At 46.6% G+C, this 17630-nt stretch carries 14 protein-coding genes and 2 pseudogenes; 3 read left to right on the top strand and 13 right to left on the bottom strand.

What is annotated here, in order from left to right:
- From L5L97_RS18195 to L5L97_RS18210, 5 genes and pseudogenes are all read right to left on the bottom strand, one after another.
- A partial coding sequence (locus L5L97_RS18195) for a transposase (RefSeq protein WP_263180559.1) occupies positions 1 to 159 on the bottom strand: 159 nt, incomplete at its 3' end.
- A gap of 193 nt (positions 160 to 352) precedes the next feature.
- A pseudogene (locus tag L5L97_RS22990) lies at positions 353 to 577 on the bottom strand (sodium:alanine symporter family protein); the annotation flags it as partial.
- A gap of 309 nt (positions 578 to 886) precedes the next feature.
- Positions 887 to 2329, bottom strand: a complete 1443-nt coding sequence (locus tag L5L97_RS18200) for an MBL fold metallo-hydrolase RNA specificity domain-containing protein (RefSeq protein ID WP_263183313.1) — start codon at positions 2327 to 2329, stop codon at positions 887 to 889.
- A gap of 117 nt (positions 2330 to 2446) precedes the next feature.
- Positions 2447 to 3316, bottom strand: a complete 870-nt coding sequence (locus tag L5L97_RS18205) for a DUF2927 domain-containing protein (RefSeq protein ID WP_131523935.1) — start codon at positions 3314 to 3316, stop codon at positions 2447 to 2449.
- 338 nt (positions 3317 to 3654) lie between these two features.
- On the bottom strand, positions 3655 to 3891 hold the full coding sequence (locus tag L5L97_RS18210) for a thioredoxin family protein (RefSeq protein ID WP_028761824.1): 237 nt from the start codon (positions 3889 to 3891) through the stop codon (positions 3655 to 3657).
- Between the two features lie 568 nt (positions 3892 to 4459).
- On the opposite strand from L5L97_RS18210, the gene L5L97_RS18215 reads away from it, so the two are divergent.
- Entirely contained in the window at positions 4460 to 6097 is a 1638-nt protein-coding gene (locus tag L5L97_RS18215; RefSeq protein WP_263183316.1) for a lactate permease LctP family transporter, read from the top strand.
- Between the two features lie 215 nt (positions 6098 to 6312).
- On the opposite strand, the pseudogene L5L97_RS18220 reads toward L5L97_RS18215, so the two are convergent.
- The 5 genes and pseudogenes from L5L97_RS18220 to L5L97_RS18240 all read right to left on the bottom strand — a co-directional run.
- Positions 6313 to 6654: pseudogene (locus L5L97_RS18220) on the bottom strand (radical SAM protein); the annotation flags it as partial.
- 515 nt (positions 6655 to 7169) lie between these two features.
- Complete coding sequence (locus L5L97_RS18225; protein WP_173247731.1) at positions 7170 to 7496, bottom strand: putative quinol monooxygenase; 327 nt, start codon at positions 7494 to 7496, stop codon at positions 7170 to 7172.
- A gap of 73 nt (positions 7497 to 7569) precedes the next feature.
- The gene (locus tag L5L97_RS18230) at positions 7570 to 8025 is read right to left on the bottom strand and encodes a GNAT family N-acetyltransferase (RefSeq protein WP_263183318.1); all 456 of its coding nucleotides are present in this window, start codon (positions 8023 to 8025) and stop codon (positions 7570 to 7572) included.
- Between the two features lie 162 nt (positions 8026 to 8187).
- Positions 8188 to 9816 (bottom strand): DHA2 family efflux MFS transporter permease subunit, encoded by a 1629-nt coding sequence (locus L5L97_RS18235; RefSeq protein ID WP_263183320.1) that lies wholly within the window; start codon positions 9814 to 9816, stop codon positions 8188 to 8190.
- A 1-nt stretch (position 9817) separates the two neighbouring features.
- A complete protein-coding gene (locus L5L97_RS18240) occupies positions 9818 to 10876 on the bottom strand; it encodes an HlyD family secretion protein (RefSeq protein ID WP_263183322.1) in 1059 nt (352 codons plus the stop codon).
- Positions 10877 to 10970: 94 nt separating this feature from the next.
- Here L5L97_RS18240 and L5L97_RS18245 point away from each other — a divergent pair, with 94 nt between their 5' ends.
- Entirely contained in the window at positions 10971 to 11915 is a 945-nt protein-coding gene (locus tag L5L97_RS18245; protein ID WP_263183323.1) for a LysR family transcriptional regulator, read from the top strand.
- Positions 11916 to 12118: 203 nt separating this feature from the next.
- Positions 12119 to 12529 carry a large-conductance mechanosensitive channel protein MscL gene (mscL, locus tag L5L97_RS18250; protein ID WP_105250328.1) on the top strand — a complete coding sequence of 137 codons (411 nt, stop codon included), beginning with the start codon at positions 12119 to 12121 and terminating at the stop codon, positions 12527 to 12529.
- 76 nt (positions 12530 to 12605) lie between these two features.
- Here mscL and L5L97_RS18255 read toward each other — a convergent pair whose 3' ends face one another.
- From L5L97_RS18255 to L5L97_RS18265, 3 genes are all read right to left on the bottom strand, one after another.
- Positions 12606 to 12929, bottom strand: a complete 324-nt coding sequence (locus L5L97_RS18255; RefSeq protein WP_263183324.1) for an antibiotic biosynthesis monooxygenase family protein — start codon at positions 12927 to 12929, stop codon at positions 12606 to 12608.
- Between the two features lie 160 nt (positions 12930 to 13089).
- A complete protein-coding gene (locus L5L97_RS18260) occupies positions 13090 to 16335 on the bottom strand; it encodes an efflux RND transporter permease subunit (protein ID WP_263183325.1) in 3246 nt (1081 codons plus the stop codon).
- Between the two features lie 29 nt (positions 16336 to 16364).
- Positions 16365 to 17630: an efflux RND transporter periplasmic adaptor subunit gene (locus tag L5L97_RS18265; protein WP_263183326.1), complete on the bottom strand. Its 1266-nt coding sequence runs from the start codon at positions 17628 to 17630 to the stop codon at positions 16365 to 16367.

Below are 17630 nucleotides of genomic sequence, written 5' to 3' on the forward strand. Positions count from 1 at the left end.
CTCTTTAGGTAAATCTCGCCAAGGGATACCTGTTCTAAGGCGGTAAAGAATACCTTCGAATGTTTGTCTATGTTCAGGTTTGTCATAAACACGGCCTGTGCTTTTCATTAAATGAAATAGCTTTTCCCAGCGTGCATCGGTTAGCATAAGTCTTGGCATGGCTTGAGGTTATGGTTACTTTTGGCGAAGCAAATTATAACGTCTTGCCATGCTGTCTAAAAATTACTCTCGAAAGATCAACAGACCCTAGTCACTTAACTTTTAATAAATAATCTATAAGCTTGATTTTGCGGCTTCCTCTACATGCTTTCTAATAAAGTATAACCACGTTAAAGCAAGAACTGCAGGGCTTAATAGTGGCTAAAAGGGAAGTCATCAGCGCATCAAACGGATTCACATTCTTATCTTTATCAGGAATACGGCTAGACCAGAGTAACTGAAAGCTTATGCCTAACTTTAGAGAGGGAATTAATCTCAGTCAAAGGGAAAGAAACCAACGCCTAAGATCATCACCAAGTATAGATGCGCCCTAGACAAAGCCATTAATCAGGCCAACAAACTCCGTAATCGCTTCCATTCAAACCTCGTGATTGCTTGTTATTGTCATAGCTTGATTGACTAGGTCGGATCAGGGCTTGGCCTAACGAACACGACATATCAAGGCCCCAATTTAACATTCAAACCTCAAATTGCAACTAATTGCAACTAATTGCAACTAATTGCAACTAATTAAAGTTCTAAATCATGCATGAATTTATCTGAAATTGATTGGCAAGCAGAGTTATTACCGAGCAGTGAGATATTAATTTACAAAACAAATAAAACTCCCTGCATTGATGATGCAAGGAGTCTATCGAGCGGAGTTTCGCGAGTAATGATAATAAACTTAAGCTGGCTTCCACACTAACTGCGGCAGTGCATTTAAATCCAATCGATCACCCTGGGTCGCAATTGCTATAGCCTTTGGTTTAGTCTGAGGATCTTGGTTAATCACATCGACTAATCCATGCTGCGCCTCGGGTTCTCCATGGACTAAAATTAACGGCGGCTGGCCTTCAAAATGGTGATACCAACGTAATAACTCTGCTTGATCCGCATGGGCTGAAAGTCCACCCACTGTGTGTAACGTAGCCGCTACTTTAATGCTGTTACCATGAATAGACAGTTCCTCAGCGCCATCGACGAGGGCGCGCCCCGGTGTTCCAAGCGCTTGATAACCACAAATAATCACATCACATTCTGGGCGCCATAGATTATGCTCTAAGTGGCTACGAATACGTCCACCGTTACACATGCCGCTCCCTGCGATAATGATCAATCCCTTATGCACGTCGTTCAGCGCTATCGACTCTTCGGTCGTTTGGATAAATTCGACATTCGACAACAGCGGATGCTGCCCAGGATGTTGGCGGGTAAAGCGTTTAAAGTCCTCATCCATCAGCGGATAATTATTAACGTAAACGCGGGTCGCCTCAATTGCCATCGGACTATCTAGGCAGATTTTCCAACGGCCGAGATCCCATTCTTTAGCATATAAATGAAATAGATATAATAACTCCTGTGCTCGTCCAACCGAAAAAGCAGGGAGCAATATATTGCCTTGGCTCTCGTTGACTGTCTTAGCAAAAATGGCTTTCAATTCAGCTAAGGTATCCGTCCAACTGCGGTGAAAACGATTGCCATAGGTGCTTTCCATTAAGACTAAATCTGCCGTATCCACTAAGGTAGGATTACGTAAAATCGGCATACCTGCACGGCCAAGATCGCCACTGAAGACGATTTTCTTCTGGGATTTGCCCTCACCTAACCACAACTCGACTAAGGCGGAACCTAAAATATGCCCTGCATCTGAGAGGCAAATATCCACATGGGGAATAACCCGAGTCACTTGACCATATTCCAATGGTACAAATTGAGTTATCGCGAGTTCAGCATCTTCAACGGTGAATAGCGGTTCTAGGGGTTCAAGATCATGTTTAGCACGCTTTTTATTGACTCTTTCGGTATCGCGGGTCTGCAGCATAGCCGCATCTTTGAGCATGATGGCGCACAGCTCTGCCGTGGCTTTATGGGTGTAGATAGGCCCATCAAAACCCGCTTTGACTAAGAGTGGTAAACGCCCAGAATGATCGATATGGGCATGGCTAAGCACGACAGCAGAAATAGACTCAGGATCAAATGCGAAGGGATCATGATTACGCAACTCATCAGATTTACCACCTTGGATCAAACCACAGTCGAGCAATAAGTGTTCATGATCAACCGAGAGTAAATGACACGAACCTGTCACTTCCGCTGTCGCCCCTAAAAACTGCAATGTCATTCGCATGGTGTCCCTCCAAGGTGTTTATCTCATATAAAGATAGACTATGCCCTTATTCCTAAAACAAAAAGGATTAATTAGTCACGTGCGAGCAATGTCAACTTTAGCTGTAATGCTTAGTCATCAATAACCTAACAATGGGTACAACTGACCTTGACGTACCGTTTTGCCAGCGCTAGCAATAGTGCCATCGCGCAGCCATTGTTCGAGCAAGATCTGCAAAGGCTGTTTGACTTCTGCGGCCGTCATTCCAGCGCTAATACTTGGGCTATAGAGTAATTTAAGCAAAATAAAATCGAGCCCGGTGAGTAAGTCCTGCGGGGTTTTGTCGTTAAAGATGGAGGGAAATACTTTCTCTGAATCATTAGGTAAACCAAGCACTTGAGTAATCTCTTCCACTACGCAAGCCACTAACTTACCGTGCATTTTGGCTTGATCTACAGGAATAATAATCCAAGCACGTTCAATCTCTTGCCGTGAATTGAGAGCAAACTTTGCCATACACACAGAGCCATGGACATTTTTCGCCGAGCTCGGTCCCATTAAGCGCATCACCTCACTTGCCCATAGGGATTGACGGGTAAAAACTAAGTGCAGATTCGCCTCAGAGAGCGTATCTACCCGTTGAATATCGAGGCCGGTGATCTGGCCTAAGTGTGTTAAGTGCATCAACACTAATTGAGTGTGCAGCGCCTTATCACCCACTTGATGCTCAATAAACACTCGTACCGGTATGCGCCACTTACGCACGCTATGTTTAGCAAGGTCATACTCATTTTGTAGGGCGACTTCACTAAATGCTTGGGTGATATAAGCGGAGTTTTTCCAATCCGTAGCGGGCGTTAATACTTGGGTTAATCCGGGAGATGTTTGAGCAGCAAACAAAGGCAAAGCGAATAAACTTAGCGTTAGAAAAAGCCCTAAACGAAACAGACGTGCAGTAAAAAATAACCAACTGTAGAAACGTGTTAATACCCTAAGCCACTTTTGCATTGGCACTCATCCCGCAACTTGACGAGGTCACTGAATCAAAATCATAGCAGTGATACTGATAAAAGAAGTCGAAATCTGCAAACAACCTCATACAACATAGACTCAATAAACTCGCCCAGATAATGCAATGCCGACTAAACCGTTGCCAATAAAACCCCATAATAAAATTACTACACAAAGCATCAATACATTGTTTTTAAAAACATTATATTTAATATCATTAATCGTATACTGATGATATTACACCACCATTGCCAAGGATTCAGGATGACAATGGTGTGCATTTTTAGCTTAAGCGCTTTCTAACGAGCATAATCCGTGCAACTATTCAGCGAGCTCTAGTCCCTTAACCACCCCTCAACTTCATCGCGCGTCGGTACTGAGCCGCTATGTATGAGCTCACCATCGATCACTACCGCTGGGGTTTTCATCACTTTAAATTTCAATAGGCTTTGAGGATCTGTGTCCTTTTTTACAATCACATCCACACCCATTTCTTCTGATATGTCCGCAATCATCTCAGCGGTTTTGCTACATTTAGCGCAACCACTGCCTAATACTTTGACTTGTTTCATGTTACTTCCTCAACGAACTGTGCTGCAAAATTAAAAATTTCAACCTACTGTCATACTCGCAGCCACATATAGCAAGGTAAATTTCCAGCCAAGCAAACTCATAGACAAGAGTATGGCAACATCTATAGCTCAATTCATGCCACAATAAAATAACTGCATTATTAGTTGCATTGCATTGATTGCTATTAATTTCTATATCTAAAGATAAACAAATATTTATAAACGCTCTGTTACAAACACTACCAAAAAACTAAAAAAGTACAGCCTAATTTTTCATAAAATCACAATACTCTCGTTAATTTCACGACTCACAAAAAAATAATCTTGATAACACAACTAATATTAATACAACCTAAATTAGATGCTTGGTGAATATAGCTAAAACAGGCAATATTTTACTTAATTATTATTTAGGCATTTCCCCGTCATCATTTATCCACACATCTCGTGACCCATATCACTTATTACAACATTTAAGATTGATCCTACATCACTAAACACTAGTATCTGCTATGTTGCGGCTGCGACACGATTTATCAGCATATTATAACAATACGGAAACCTCCCTATGACCTGGACCCAAACATATACGCCACTCGGTAGCTTGTGGCTCACCGCAATGGTTGCTTTACTGCCTATTGTGTTTTTCTTCCTAGCATTAACTGTGTTAAAACTTAAAGGCTATATTGCTGGGGCATTAACCTTATTAATTGCCTTAGCAGTCGCGATACTCGCCTACAAAATGCCTATTAGTATCGCGCTTGCTTCTGCTATATATGGTTTTAGTTATGGGCTATGGCCAATTGCTTGGATTATTATTACCGCAGTATTTTTATATAAAATCACCGTTAAAACAGGTCAATTTGAGGTTATTCGCTCGTCAGTCATCTCAGTCACGGAAGATCAACGATTACAAATGCTATTGGTTGGCTTTTCATTTGGAGCCTTCCTCGAAGGTGCTGCTGGTTTTGGGGCACCTGTTGCTATTACAGCTGCGTTACTTGTCGGGCTTGGATTCAATCCATTGTATGCAGCAGGACTTTGCTTAATCGCAAATACGGCACCCGTCGCCTTTGGAGCTATGGGTATCCCAATTATCGTAGCAGGTCAGGTTTCATCACTAGACCCATTCCATATTGGACAACTCGCTGGCCGTCAGTTGCCAATTTTATCGATTATTGTCCCCTTCTGGCTCATCGCAATGATGGATGGCATCAGGGGAATACGTCAAACTTGGCCCGCAACATTAGTAGCAGGCGTTTCATTTGCGATCACCCAATTTTTGACCTCAAACTTTATCGGCCCCGAATTACCCGATATTACTTCGGCGTTAGTCAGTCTAATTTGTTTAACGTTATTTTTAAAAGTCTGGCAACCAAAAGAAATATTCACTTTCTCAGGAATGAAACAAAGAGTTACTACCCCTAAATCTACTTTTTCTAATAGCCAGATATTTAAAGCATGGTCTCCCTTTATTATTCTCACGGCGATTGTAACCCTGTGGAGTCTTAAAGATGTACAACTGGCATTAAGTTTTGCCACTATCAGTATTGAAGTACCTTACTTGCATAATCTCGTTATCAAAAGTGCGCCTATTGTCGCTAAGGAAACCCCTTATGCAGCAATATATAAACTTAATTTATTAAGCGCTGTTGGAACAGCCATTTTAATCGCAGCAATGATCTCAATTGTGGTCCTTAAAATGTCAATAAGTAATGCACTGACATCCTTTAAAGACACTTTAATTGAATTAAAATTCCCGATATTGTCAATTGGATTAGTATTAGCATTTGCCTTTGTTGCAAACTATTCAGGTCTATCTTCAACCTTAGCACTCGTGCTCGCAGGCACTGGCGTGGCATTCCCCTTCTTCTCGCCATTCTTAGGTTGGTTAGGTGTGTTTTTAACAGGTTCAGACACCTCGTCAAATGCCCTATTTGGCGCGCTGCAAGCCAATACAGCAAACCAAATCGGTGTAACACCTGAGTTATTAGTCGCCGCAAACACTACGGGAGGTGTAACGGGAAAAATGATTTCGCCACAATCTATTGCCGTTGCTTGCGCTGCAACGGGATTGGCGGGTAAAGAATCAGATCTTTTCCGCTTTACGCTAAAGCACAGTCTATTTTTCTGTACTTTCATTGGCGTGATCACAGTACTCCAAGCATACGTAGTCCCTTGGACATTAGTGTTTTTCACTAAATAAAGCGATATCTAAGATATATTAAAAGCCGAGTGATAAACCACTCGGCTTTTTAGATTGGAATGGATATAAAACTCACTCTGCGATGAAATTCGAATGGGTTCAATTAAGTAAAGTAGCAAGGCAGCTTTATTAATCCCAGTGAAGTCATACAATCAAAGTCTAGGTTGTCATTCTTGTCGTAGATAAATACTCGGTACATTGATGGCAAGTGCAACTTAAGCCAGCAACTTCGCCTTATCCTTACCTAATATGCACTTGAGCACTAGGTAATTAGAGGCATGGTCTGATCTAAATATCGTCTGTTCTAATTCAAAATGATCCAATAAGGTATGCATTTCTTGGAAAAAAACCATTTGATCCGGCAACTGAAATTGCCCGCCAAATACCGCGTCCATTCGCTCTGTGCCTAAGGGTAAAATCACTACTAAAGTAGAGAGATAATCCGGCTGGGCAGTATTCATTAGCGTAGCCGAATTAACTGCATGTTGCTGCGATAACGCGATGCCACCTAAGCAATCGAGATTCATCACAGATGACTTTATTCCCGCGGCGCTTAAGTAGTGCCGCCGTATTTGACCTTAAAATAAAAAACGCCCGATAGGGCGCATCAGGCATTTTAGGAATAAATAAGCTTCAGCTGATATCGGACAAGACGCTTAGAAGTGACTTATCCAGTTACACGAAACAAGCTAGCTTTGTGCGCAGCTCAAGTAGAGCATGCTTATAGACTAAAGGTGCGAGATGTTATTTCTTGCAACGTCCTATATTGGAACCAGTAGATGTGACTTTGTTACACTCCTTGGTAACTTTATTTTCGGAAGTGTTAGAGTCAGCATTATTTGTCGATGCACAACCGCTTAAACCGAGAAGCGCAAGGGGGATAAGTGTCATTGTCCATTTTTTTAGCATTGTATACATCCATGAGTTAATTATTGTTTGGCAATTTGTTATTGCGACGTAAACAAGCTAACTAATAAAATCTCCTGATACAATGCTATAAACTGCAAAACCAATGTAAATTAATACCTTCTGCTGACGATATAGCTTTATTAAGCGATATGACGATAAAAACTTAAACGATGACTTGATGATAGGTTTCCACATGGTATGACTCGACTAATTCGGGCATAACTTGGTGGAAATAGTGTTGAATCGCATCCTTAGCGCAGTGCTCATCAAAGGCGGCAATATCGACAAACTTCTCAACAAACGTCACGCGGCGTGGTTCATCACGGCTCACATTGAGTTCGTAACGAATACAACCCGCTTCGCGGCGCGTATCAGGAATAAGGCTCGCGAGCGCAGCTATTAGTGCTTCGGTTTTGCCCTCTTTAGCCAGAAAACTCGCCACGCAGGCAATTTGCTGTTGATTGATTCTATAGTCCGTTGAAATCGACATCTCAGTTCCTTATTGGCTTAATGTTGAATGTTTATGTTGATAATTGATGTAGATAACTCATATTGATAGCCGCTTATGCTGATTGGTAGCGCATATCTAAATGGGGAATACCATCTTCTAAGTACATCTCAGAGCAGGCGACAAAGCCGAGTTTTTGATAGAAAGCTTTGAGGTAATCTTGAGCCCCGATTTGGATCCCCGCGTCGGGCCATGTCGTCAGTGCAGATTCGATGGCGTGCTGCATTAAAGGCATGGCTAGCCCTTTGCCTCGACCCGCTGGCGATACCACCACACGGCCGATACTCGCCTCTGGATAACTCAACCCCGGCGGTAAAATACGCGCGTAGGTAAGCAGTTCCCCGTCTGACGATAAGCCGAATAAATGCTGGGTTTCTGGATGCCTATCCTTATCGTCAAGCTCTGGATACGCACAGGTCTGCTCTACCACAAACACATCGACTCTTAGCTTCAATATGTCGTATAGCCTATTGGCATTTAATTGATTAAATGTAAGATTTTGCCACTGCAAACGATATCCCTCTGCAAATCATCGAAAAAGAGCTTTGAGTCTACCACAGCATAAAGACCATAAAAAAGCGCCTTAATCCGTGAGGACTAAGGCGCAAAGCTGTTGCGCAAACCAATAGATCTGGGGAAATCTATGGCAACAACAGGATAACGAAAAACGTTATTACTCAACCATGGCATCGTGGGCCACAGGCCCTGTCGGTTTACGGATCAGCAGCACAGCGAATACGGCGATGAGTAGCAGAGCGCCCATGATGTAAAACACATCGTTATAGGCCTGAATATAAGCTTGCTGACTCATGGTTTTGCCCAGTAAAGCTTTCGCCTGCGCGGCAGCGGTATAGGGATCAGAACCTCCCGCCTGCAACATGCTTGCGCTTTGGGTTAAATAATCCTGTGCTTGTGTGCTCACTGCGGGTAAAGATTCCTTAATATGAGCCAAATGCCCGCGCGACAAAGTGTCAGTCAGGGTCGCCACCAGTGCGATACCAAAAGCACCACCTAAGTTACGCATCACGTTTAATACCGTCGATGCCGAGGCATTTTCATGGGGTTTTAAATGCATGGTCGCAAGCATTCCAATTGGCACCAGAATAAAAGGCTGACCTAATGCCCGCACTACTTGCGAAGCGATCATCTGCGGTCCAGCATAATCTGCGGTCATCTGGCTATTCATGTAATAGCTAATGGCGAACATTAAAAAGCCAAAGGCAGCGAGATAACGACTATCGAAGCGCTCCATCAATTTCGGCACTAAGGGCAAGACCAATAGCTGCGGAAATCCCATCCACATAATCACGCCACCAATCTCTAACGGTGTGTAATCATGGACTTGTGATAGATAAAGTGGGATCAAATAAATAGCGCCGAATAATGCCATGCCCAGTAAAAAATACGCCACGGTAGAGAGCACAAAATCACGCTTACCGAGCAGGCGCAAATTCACTAACGGCTCTTTACGCCTTAGCTGGATCCAAACAAACAACACCAGATTCACGACGGCAATAATGGCCAGATTACGAATGAGTTCTGAACCAAACCAGTCCTTGCGGTTACCTTCTTCGAGCACCACTTCAAGGCAACCCATCCCCAGCGCCATAGTGACTATGCCCGCCAGATCGACATTCTTCAGCTTATCCCAAACGACCGACTGCTTCTCTAAACCGTAGGCCAACATGGCCATCACCAACAAACCCGGTGGCACATTGATATAAAACAGATAATGCCAGCTAAATTGCTCGGTCAGCCAACCGCCTAAGGTCGGGCCGATTGAAGGCGCAAATGTGGCAGTCACGCCAAATAACGCCATGCCGACAGCACGTTTGTTATCGGGTAAAAACTCAAGAATAAGCCTAAAGGCTAACGGAATAAGCGCACCACCAAAAAAGCCCTGTAGCGCCCGAAAGGCGATCATGGCCTCTAAGTTCCACGCGATTGAGCAAAGCACAGAAGCAAAGATAAAAGCAGCCGTGGTCCATAACAGATAACGCCTGACCGACAATCCCGTGCTGAGCCAGCCAGAGAGCGGGATCGCGATCATCTCAGCAACCAGATACGCGGTTGAAATCCAACTGCCTTCTTCGAGCGTTGCCCCAAGGCTGCCTTGAATCTCCTTCATCGATGCGTTGGTGATTTGAATATCGAGGATCGCCATAAAGGCGCCGATCAAACCACCAAATACCGCAATCCATGAACGGCGACTGCCACGCTCATAATCGGTAGGCTTTCTAGGTACACTGATGCCCTGCGCCTCCATATCGGCAGACGCAGTGATAGAGTCGGTTGCGCTCATACTAACGACCTGTATTTGCAGCGATTGCCGATATTGTAGGACCCGACGCCGTATCCACTTTCACAACCGCACTTAAGCCCGGTAGCATGTGTGCTTCTTCCTCAGACAAATCTAAGCGAATACGCACGGGAATACGCTGGACGATTTTAGTGAAATTACCTGTAGCGTTTTCCGCTGGCAATAGACTAAATTTGGCTCCGGACGCCGGTGACAGACTATCGATAACACCTATAAAGGTTTTGTCGGGAAACGCATCGAGACTGACCTGCACCGACTGTCCTGGTTGCATATGTTGGATCTGGGTCTCTTTAAAGTTCGCAGTAATCCACACTGCCCCATCCGGAACCAAACTGTAGAGTGCTTGGCCGGGTTGCACATACTGCCCCACCATAGCGCCACGTTTACCAATCACCCCTGAAAAAGGTGCGGTCACGCGGGTATCATTTAATTGAATTTTCGCCAGTTCTAAAGCCGCATCGGCCTGCTCTACTACTGAACCCGCCTGATCTAATTGGGCATTAAAAACCGCTAACTCCCGTTGCTTTGCCACTAACACGGCTTGAGCTTCATCGAGACGGGCGGCGGCAGAATCAAATCCGGCCTGTAGTTGGTCGACATCATCTTGGGAGCTGTAATTACTGACTTTGAGCTTTTTCGAACGGCTCAATTGTTGTTGTGCCCGTATTTTATCAGCCTTTGCCGCTACCACGCCTGCGCTGGCTTGAGTGATTAACGCCCGTTGCAACTCCACCTTTGCGGCTAAAGTTTGCAAGTCCGCCTTCGCACTCGCCTGTGAGGCTTCGGCTTGACTTACTTTGGCACTAAACTGGTTATCTTCCAGCTGAGCTAATAACTCACCCTTCTGCACATGCTGGTTATCAGTTACATCGCTTAACACAACGTAGCCGGGCACTTTCACGCTGATATGGGAAATATCGGCCTCAACATAAGCGTTATCCGTGGTTTCGATAAAACGTACCTGTGTCCACCAGTAATAACCGCCTCCCGCAACTGCAGCGAGTAACAGTGGAACGGCGATAATGAGTTTACTTTTGGACATGAATGACTCCTTGATTAGTGATATCTAGTGTACTACTGTCTCACTAAGTTTATTAGCCAGTAAAAAATCAACCCACTGTTTCACAGGTGTAACAATGATGGATCTCAATCGCGTGCAAATTTTCGCTCAAGTGGTCGAGCAAGGTAGCTTTACTGGCGCAGCTAAAGCCCTTGGGCTCACTAAGGCAACCGTCAGTCGCAAGATAGCCGAGCTCGAAGCCGATACCGGCACACAACTGCTTTTTCGCACCACCAGAGCCCTAAAACTCACCGAAGCAGGATCGAGTTATTACAACAGGATCAATAAGATCCTCAGCGATCTGCAGAGCGCCGAAAATCAGCTCAGCGCCCAACAGCAATTGATTAAAGGCAATCTAAAAATTGTCTGCCCAATTGAATTAGGCCAATTGTTTTTAGGGCCGATTTTCGCGCAGTTTTTAACGCTTTATCCCGAAATCACCATAGAGGCTGAACTCACCAACCGTAAGGTCGATGTCATAGAAGAAGGTATCGATCTGTTATTTCAAATTGCCGATTCGGGTGACACTCGCTTGCAAAGCTATGCCTTAGTCAACGCCCATAAATCGCTTATGGCAAGCCCAGCTTATTTAGCTGTCCATGGAACGCCCAAGGTGCCACAGGACTTAGCCAAACATAAAGCGATTCGCTTGCAGTCGGCGCATATCGAAGGTGCGTGGAAATTATTCGATGGCAAAACTTGGATTGTCGCCGAGCCCAAGACTCAACTGACGGTAAACAATGTCACCCTCTCTCGCGAGGCCGCCATTGCGGGGCTTGGGATCACAGCGGTGCCATCCATCATAGCCCAAGTCGCATTAGAAAAAGGCGATTTAATCCCGCTACTAGATGACTATCCAATGGTGCAAACTAAGGTAGTGCTTAGCTATCCACAGCGGGCGTATCTACCGCGAAAATACCGCGTCTTTATCGAATTCATCTATAGCTCCCTATTTAAACGTTGGGGATCGCAAGTCTTAGAAGTCCCTGATTTTATCGGCCATGCCGATCTAGATGAATAAATCGAACACCCAAAACAGTAACAATTGTTACTTTGTAAAGTGAAAATCATTGCCTTGAGGATAAATCCTCTATGTCAGAATTGCCTTAATCCATAAGCCCCTATAAGCTTGGCAAGGTAACAGGCTGCAAAAGACCTTAGGTTTTCCTGATACAGTTTGCACAATAAAATTTAACATTTAATCTCAATTTTGGAGGAAACCTAATGAGCTTAATTAAAGAGTTCAAAGCTTTTGCGTCCCGTGGCAATGTGATCGACATGGCCGTTGGTATCATCATAGGTGCCGCATTCGGCAAAATAGTCTCGTCCTTCGTGGCCGATGTCATCATGCCACCGATTGGTATCATCCTAGGTGGTGTGAATTTTAGTGATTTGAGCATAGTGCTACAGGCAGCTCAAGGTGATGCGCCTTCTGTGGTCATTGCCTATGGCAAATTCATTCAGACTATTATCGACTTTACGATTATCGCCTTCGCCATTTTTATGGGTTTAAAAGCCATTAACACCCTAAAACGCAAGGAAGAAGATGCGCCTAAAGCGCCACCAGCACCGACCAAAGAAGAAGAGTTGCTGTCTGAAATCCGCGATCTATTGAAAGCTCAACAAGAAAAATAATCTCAAACTTAAGTGTCACGCATAAAAAACCCATCTCTAGAGATGGGTTTTGTTTTTACATCAGCGAGATAAGTGATTACTCAACTTCAACATGCACAGTTTCACTGTAATCTTGCACTACTTCTGCCACCCGAATGCGATAAGAGTTAAACAAACAAGGCACTATACCCGTTTGCTCGGCAATACTGTGGGCCATCTGATTGCGCCATTGGGTAATAGAGGCTTGGTCCTCCCAGAACGACAGGCTCAGTACTTTGCCATCGTCGGTTAAGCTCTGAAAACGTTCGATCGAGATCAGCCCCGTACGACCTTCTAAATATTGGCGCATTTCAGCCGCCACGTGCAGATACTCTTCCTTTCCTTCCTTTGTCGGGATGACTTCAAAAATTACCGCGATCATAATATTCTCCAGAAATGAATGTCCTTAATGTCGACTCTAAGACTAGCCCATCTATCACTCTTTAGCTCACTGATTTTTAGAGTTTTAGTCAATGTGATAACCCTGTCTACAACGAAGGCAATAACCCGAAACATAACAAGTTATTGCCCACGATGACGGCTTACTTGTGATTAATCTGTAGCGAATCAAGCTCATCAATGCACTTATCGCCGCGATATAGCCAGCGATACAAGGTCGGCAAGACGAGTAAGGTCAGCGCCGTCGAGCTAAACAAGCCACCGATAATCACCACTGCCAAGGGCTTTTGGATCTCACTGCCGACACCCGATGACAATAAAATCGGGATCAAACCTAAGGCCGAGGTCAGTGCCGTCATCAATACGGGTCGCAAACGCCCAACCGTGCCCTCATAAACACAATCATAGAGTGCTTCGCCGCTTTGCCTGCGCTGATTAATCGAATCCACCAGCACCACACCGTTGAGCACCGCAACCCCAAATAGAGTGATAAAGCCAATAGAGCTAGGCACAGATAAATAAGTGCCACTGACATACAGGGCCACTATGCCGCCAATCAAAGCTAAGGGCACGTTCGCCATGATGAGCAACACTTGCTTGAATGAACCAAAGGAGAAGTACAACAACAAGGCAATCAAGGCGATAGAAATCGGCACCACTAGCATTAACTTTTGCTGCGCTCGCTGCTGATTCTCATATTGGCCGCCAATGATCACTGTATATCCCGCTGGCAAATCCGCCTTTGGCACTAGGGCATAAATATCTTTTACAACCGAGCCCATATCGCGCCCCGCCACGTTGGCCTGCACCACAACACGGCGCTGCACATCGTCACGGCGAATATTCGGCGGCGCCATTTCCACTTCGACGCTGGCGACTTCCCCTAAGCGCACTGTGGCGCCATTTGTACCACTGAGTAATAAGTCTTTAATCGCATCAGGGCTTTGGCGAAACTCGGCCGCGAGTCGCACATTGATGTCGTATCTGGCATTGCCATCGATCACTTGCCCTGCACTCGCGCCACCAATACCTTGGCTGACGAGGCTCATCACTTGATCAACACTGATGCCGTAGCGTGCCAATAGCTCGCGTTTGGGGCGCACGACCAATTGCGCCTCGCCGCTCACTTGCTCAAGCGACACATCCACGGCACCGGGGATTTTCGCGACGAGATCGGTAAGCGCTTGGCCTTTCTGTGACAATACTGCTAAATCAGGGCCGAAGATTTTAATCGCTAGCTGGGCTTTTACCCCCGAAAGTAATTCATCTACCCGAGTCGCAATCGGCTGCGAAAAGGTCAACAAGAGTCCGGGGAACACGCTGAGCTTTTCCTCCATCAAGCGTTGCAGTTCCAAGCGCGAGCTTGCCGACTGCCACTCTGCTATCGGTTTCAAGCCAATATAGACTTCAATATTACTCACAGGCTCAGGATCGCCGCCCAGTTCAGGCGCACCAATGCGGCTCAAGGCATATTCCACCTCGGGAAATGCTAGCAAAATAGCCTCAAGCTTAGGTGCGACTTGGAGCGAAGTACCTAAACTCGCCGTCGGTGCCAGCGTCACCCTCAAGTTAATCGTGCCTTCCTCCAGTTCAGGCACAAATTCGGTACCCAGCCTTGGTAGCAGTAATAGACTCAAGCCGAACATCACTAAGGCGCTGAGCATCACCACCTTTGGCCTAGCAAGCGTTGCCGTCAGTAACTTGCGATAAGCGGCATCCAGTGGCGCTAAAATCACACTTTGTTTAAGCAGCACACCGCGCTTAAACAGATACACGGCAAGGGCTGGCACGGCAATCAGCGCCACCAGCAACGCCGACATCATAGCCAAAATGATACTGACCGCCATCGGCTGGAACAGCTTGCCTTCAACGCCTTCGAGTGCAAACAGCGGCGCAAATACGACGATAATAATGGCGGTGGCGAAGAAGATTGGACTACACACCTCTTTTGCCGCGAGCATTATCCGAATAACCATATTCGATTCGCTGACATCACCACTGACTTTAGCGCCATCCTCCTCACTGTGATAGGGATCGTCCTCACCATCGGCACGCGCCCTCGCCTCAGGTAAATGGCGGCGATCCGGTTGGGTTAAGTGTTTGAAAATATTCTCCACCATCACCACAGAGCCATCGACTAACATACCAATCGCCACAGCTAAACCGCCGAGCGACATCAGGTTTGCCGACAAACCATAATAGGACATCACCATAAGTGCGAGCCCGATAGACACTGGAATCGACAGCAGCACCAGCAAGGTCGCGCGGATATTGACGAGGAACAACGCCAAGATCACCACGATAAACACAAAGGCCATTAGCAGCGCGTCGCGCACTGTGGTCACAGCCTTATCGACCAGATCCGCTTGGTCGTAAAACACCTCAAAGGACACGCCATCGGGCAATGCCTGCTCAATAAGGCTCACCCGCGCACCAATATCGTCAATCGTCGCCTTAGTGTTTGCCCCCATGCGTTTGAGCACGACACCAGCCACCACTTCACCGAGATTTTGCACTTGGCCAGATTCATCGCGGCGCGTCATAGTCACTGCCCCGACACGGATCTCGCTGCCGAAATCCACCTGAGCGATATCGCCAATACGCACTGGCGTACCGCTGGCTTCGGTCAGAGGGATCTGCGCGATCGCCGCCAATCCCGCGTCTCCTGCGGGCAACATGCCATAGCCGCGCACCACAAGTTGCTCTTGGCCTTGGTCCATAAACCAACCGCCAGCGTTGCGGTTATTGCTCTCTAGCGCTTCGGTCACCTGCGCCATAGACAAGCCATAGGCACGCAGTTTATTCGGCTCGACCTGCACTTGGTATTGGCGCACATCGCCACCAAAAGACAAGACTTCAGTCACGCCGCCCACGGGCATCAATATCAACTTCACCAGATAATCATTTAAGCTACGCAGCTCGGCGGCATTAATGCCAGAGTTAGGTTCTGCGCGCAGAATATACTGATAAATCTGCCCTAATCCCGAGGTATTGGGGCCGATTTCCGGCACTCCGACGCCGCTTGGGATCATCTCCCGCGCCGCCTGCAACTGTTCAAACACTTGCTGACGAGCGAAGTAAATATCCGTCCCCTCGGCAAATACCACAGTCACAATCGACAAGCCGGTACGCGATAACGAGCGCACCTCAGTCACAGCTGGCAAGGCGTACATGGCCGATTCCACCGGATAACTGATAAGTTTTTCCACCTCTTCTGCAGCTAAGCCTTCGGCCGCTGTATTGATGGTCACTTGCACGTTAGTCACATCAGGAAAGGCATCGAGATTCAACTTAGGTAACATGGCCACACAGCCCACAATCACGGCGAGCAGAGCCAATACCACTAACAGCCGATTTTTAATCGCGGCTTCGATTAACTTTTGCAACATAGAAAATCTCCAAAATAAGGGCGCTCATATTAGTGGGCGTGAATATCAAAGCCCGCTTTCGCCTGCTCGGATGCCAAGAAGAACGCGCCAGCCACCACAACATTGAGCTGTGCCTGTTGGGCTTTTTCAAGCTCAGGTCCACGCACTAGACTCAGACCACGTTGACGCTGCACCACTTCTACCTCAATGGACTCGAAGCCATCCTCATCTTGAATAAAAATCTGCCAATCGCCATCGCCGCCACGGGTCAACGCCGTATCGGGCAGCACTATGCCACTGCCGTTTGGATCGGTAGTAGAGCCAGCAAAGTAGAGTTCAGCAAATTGCCCCGCATGCAACACATGATCAGGATTGGGCATACTCACCAGCACTTGCTCGGTGCGCGTTACGCTGTCGAGTTCATGGGAGCGACCGATGATCTTACCTGCCAACGTCTTATCCCCTACTTGCACTAAAGCTGAACTGCCAACCTGGATATACGTAGTTTGAGTTGGGGTTAACTGCGCCTCAACCCATAAATAGGATTCATCGGTCAGTTGCATTAAGGGTGTGCCCGCGCTAAAAACTTGACCTAGCATGGCGATATCCTGCTGCACTCTGCCGTCAATTGGTGCTAAGAGTTGATAACTGCCTATGGCTTCGGGCGTCGATTCCAGTGCACGAATTTGCGCGGGCGTCATCTTAATTGCCTCTAAAATCGCCCGTTTAAGTTCGGCATCCACCTGCGCCTGCATCCGCCGACTGACGCTAACCGCACCTTCACTCATGCGTTTGACTCGGCTCCATTCGGCAGCGGCATTAATGTAGTCCGCCTGTGCCTGCGCAACGGCTGCGCCACCCAAGGTAAGTAAAGGCTCACCTTTTTTCACTTCTTGCCCCGGCACCACATGGCGCGCCAACACACGCACATCGAGCTGCGGCGCAAGGGTCGCGGTTCGATCGCGATCCACCACTAAGGTCGCCGTCGCCCTAATATCGAGATTCAAATTGGCGAGGTTCAAGCTATCGCTCGACAAAGGTAACAAGCTAATCCCCGCCAAGGCTTGCTGCGCTTCGGTCAATTTCAACGCCTGTTCGCCGTGTTCATCCGTCGGCGCCGTTTGCGTTACCGAATCGCCGCTTGCCTTAGCGACGGGAGCGTGATCACCGCCAGCCAATACAGGCTGAGCGAGAAATGCCAGCGTGCTCAGCACGAATAATGCGAGCGCAATTTTTGATAGGTTAAACCGACGCTTTTCAGACGTCGTTATAGCATCCAGTTGAAGGACATTTTCGTGGTGAGTATTTGAATTCAT

Origin of the sequence: Shewanella sp. SM71 (assembly GCF_025653905.1) — a bacterium.
GTDB lineage: Bacteria > Pseudomonadota > Gammaproteobacteria > Enterobacterales > Shewanellaceae > Shewanella > Shewanella oncorhynchi.

Excerpts from the sequence above, each read along its gene's own strand:
- L5L97_RS18260 (WP_263183325.1), bottom strand. The coding sequence starts at position 16,335 with ATGTTGCAAAAGTTAATCGAAGCCGCGATTAAAAATCGGCTGTTAGTG.
- L5L97_RS18235 (WP_263183320.1), bottom strand. The coding sequence starts at position 9,816 with ATGAGCGCAACCGACTCTATCACTGCGTCTGCCGATATGGAGGCGCAG.
- L5L97_RS18210 (WP_028761824.1), bottom strand. The coding sequence starts at position 3,891 with ATGAAACAAGTCAAAGTATTAGGCAGTGGTTGCGCTAAATGTAGCAAA.
- L5L97_RS18255 (WP_263183324.1), bottom strand. The coding sequence starts at position 12,929 with ATGATCGCGGTAATTTTTGAAGTCATCCCGACAAAGGAAGGAAAGGAA.
- L5L97_RS18225 (WP_173247731.1), bottom strand. The coding sequence starts at position 7,496 with ATGTCGATTTCAACGGACTATAGAATCAATCAACAGCAAATTGCCTGC.
- L5L97_RS18200 (WP_263183313.1), bottom strand. The coding sequence starts at position 2,329 with ATGCGAATGACATTGCAGTTTTTAGGGGCGACAGCGGAAGTGACAGGT.
- L5L97_RS18240 (WP_263183322.1), bottom strand. The coding sequence starts at position 10,876 with ATGTCCAAAAGTAAACTCATTATCGCCGTTCCACTGTTACTCGCTGCA.
- L5L97_RS18245 (WP_263183323.1), top strand. The coding sequence starts at position 10,971 with ATGATGGATCTCAATCGCGTGCAAATTTTCGCTCAAGTGGTCGAGCAA.
- mscL (WP_105250328.1), top strand. The coding sequence starts at position 12,119 with ATGAGCTTAATTAAAGAGTTCAAAGCTTTTGCGTCCCGTGGCAATGTG.
- L5L97_RS18265 (WP_263183326.1), bottom strand. The coding sequence starts at position 17,630 with ATGAATTCAAATACTCACCACGAAAATGTCCTTCAACTGGATGCTATA.
- L5L97_RS18205 (WP_131523935.1), bottom strand. The coding sequence starts at position 3,316 with ATGCAAAAGTGGCTTAGGGTATTAACACGTTTCTACAGTTGGTTATTT.
- L5L97_RS18215 (WP_263183316.1), top strand. The coding sequence starts at position 4,460 with ATGACCTGGACCCAAACATATACGCCACTCGGTAGCTTGTGGCTCACC.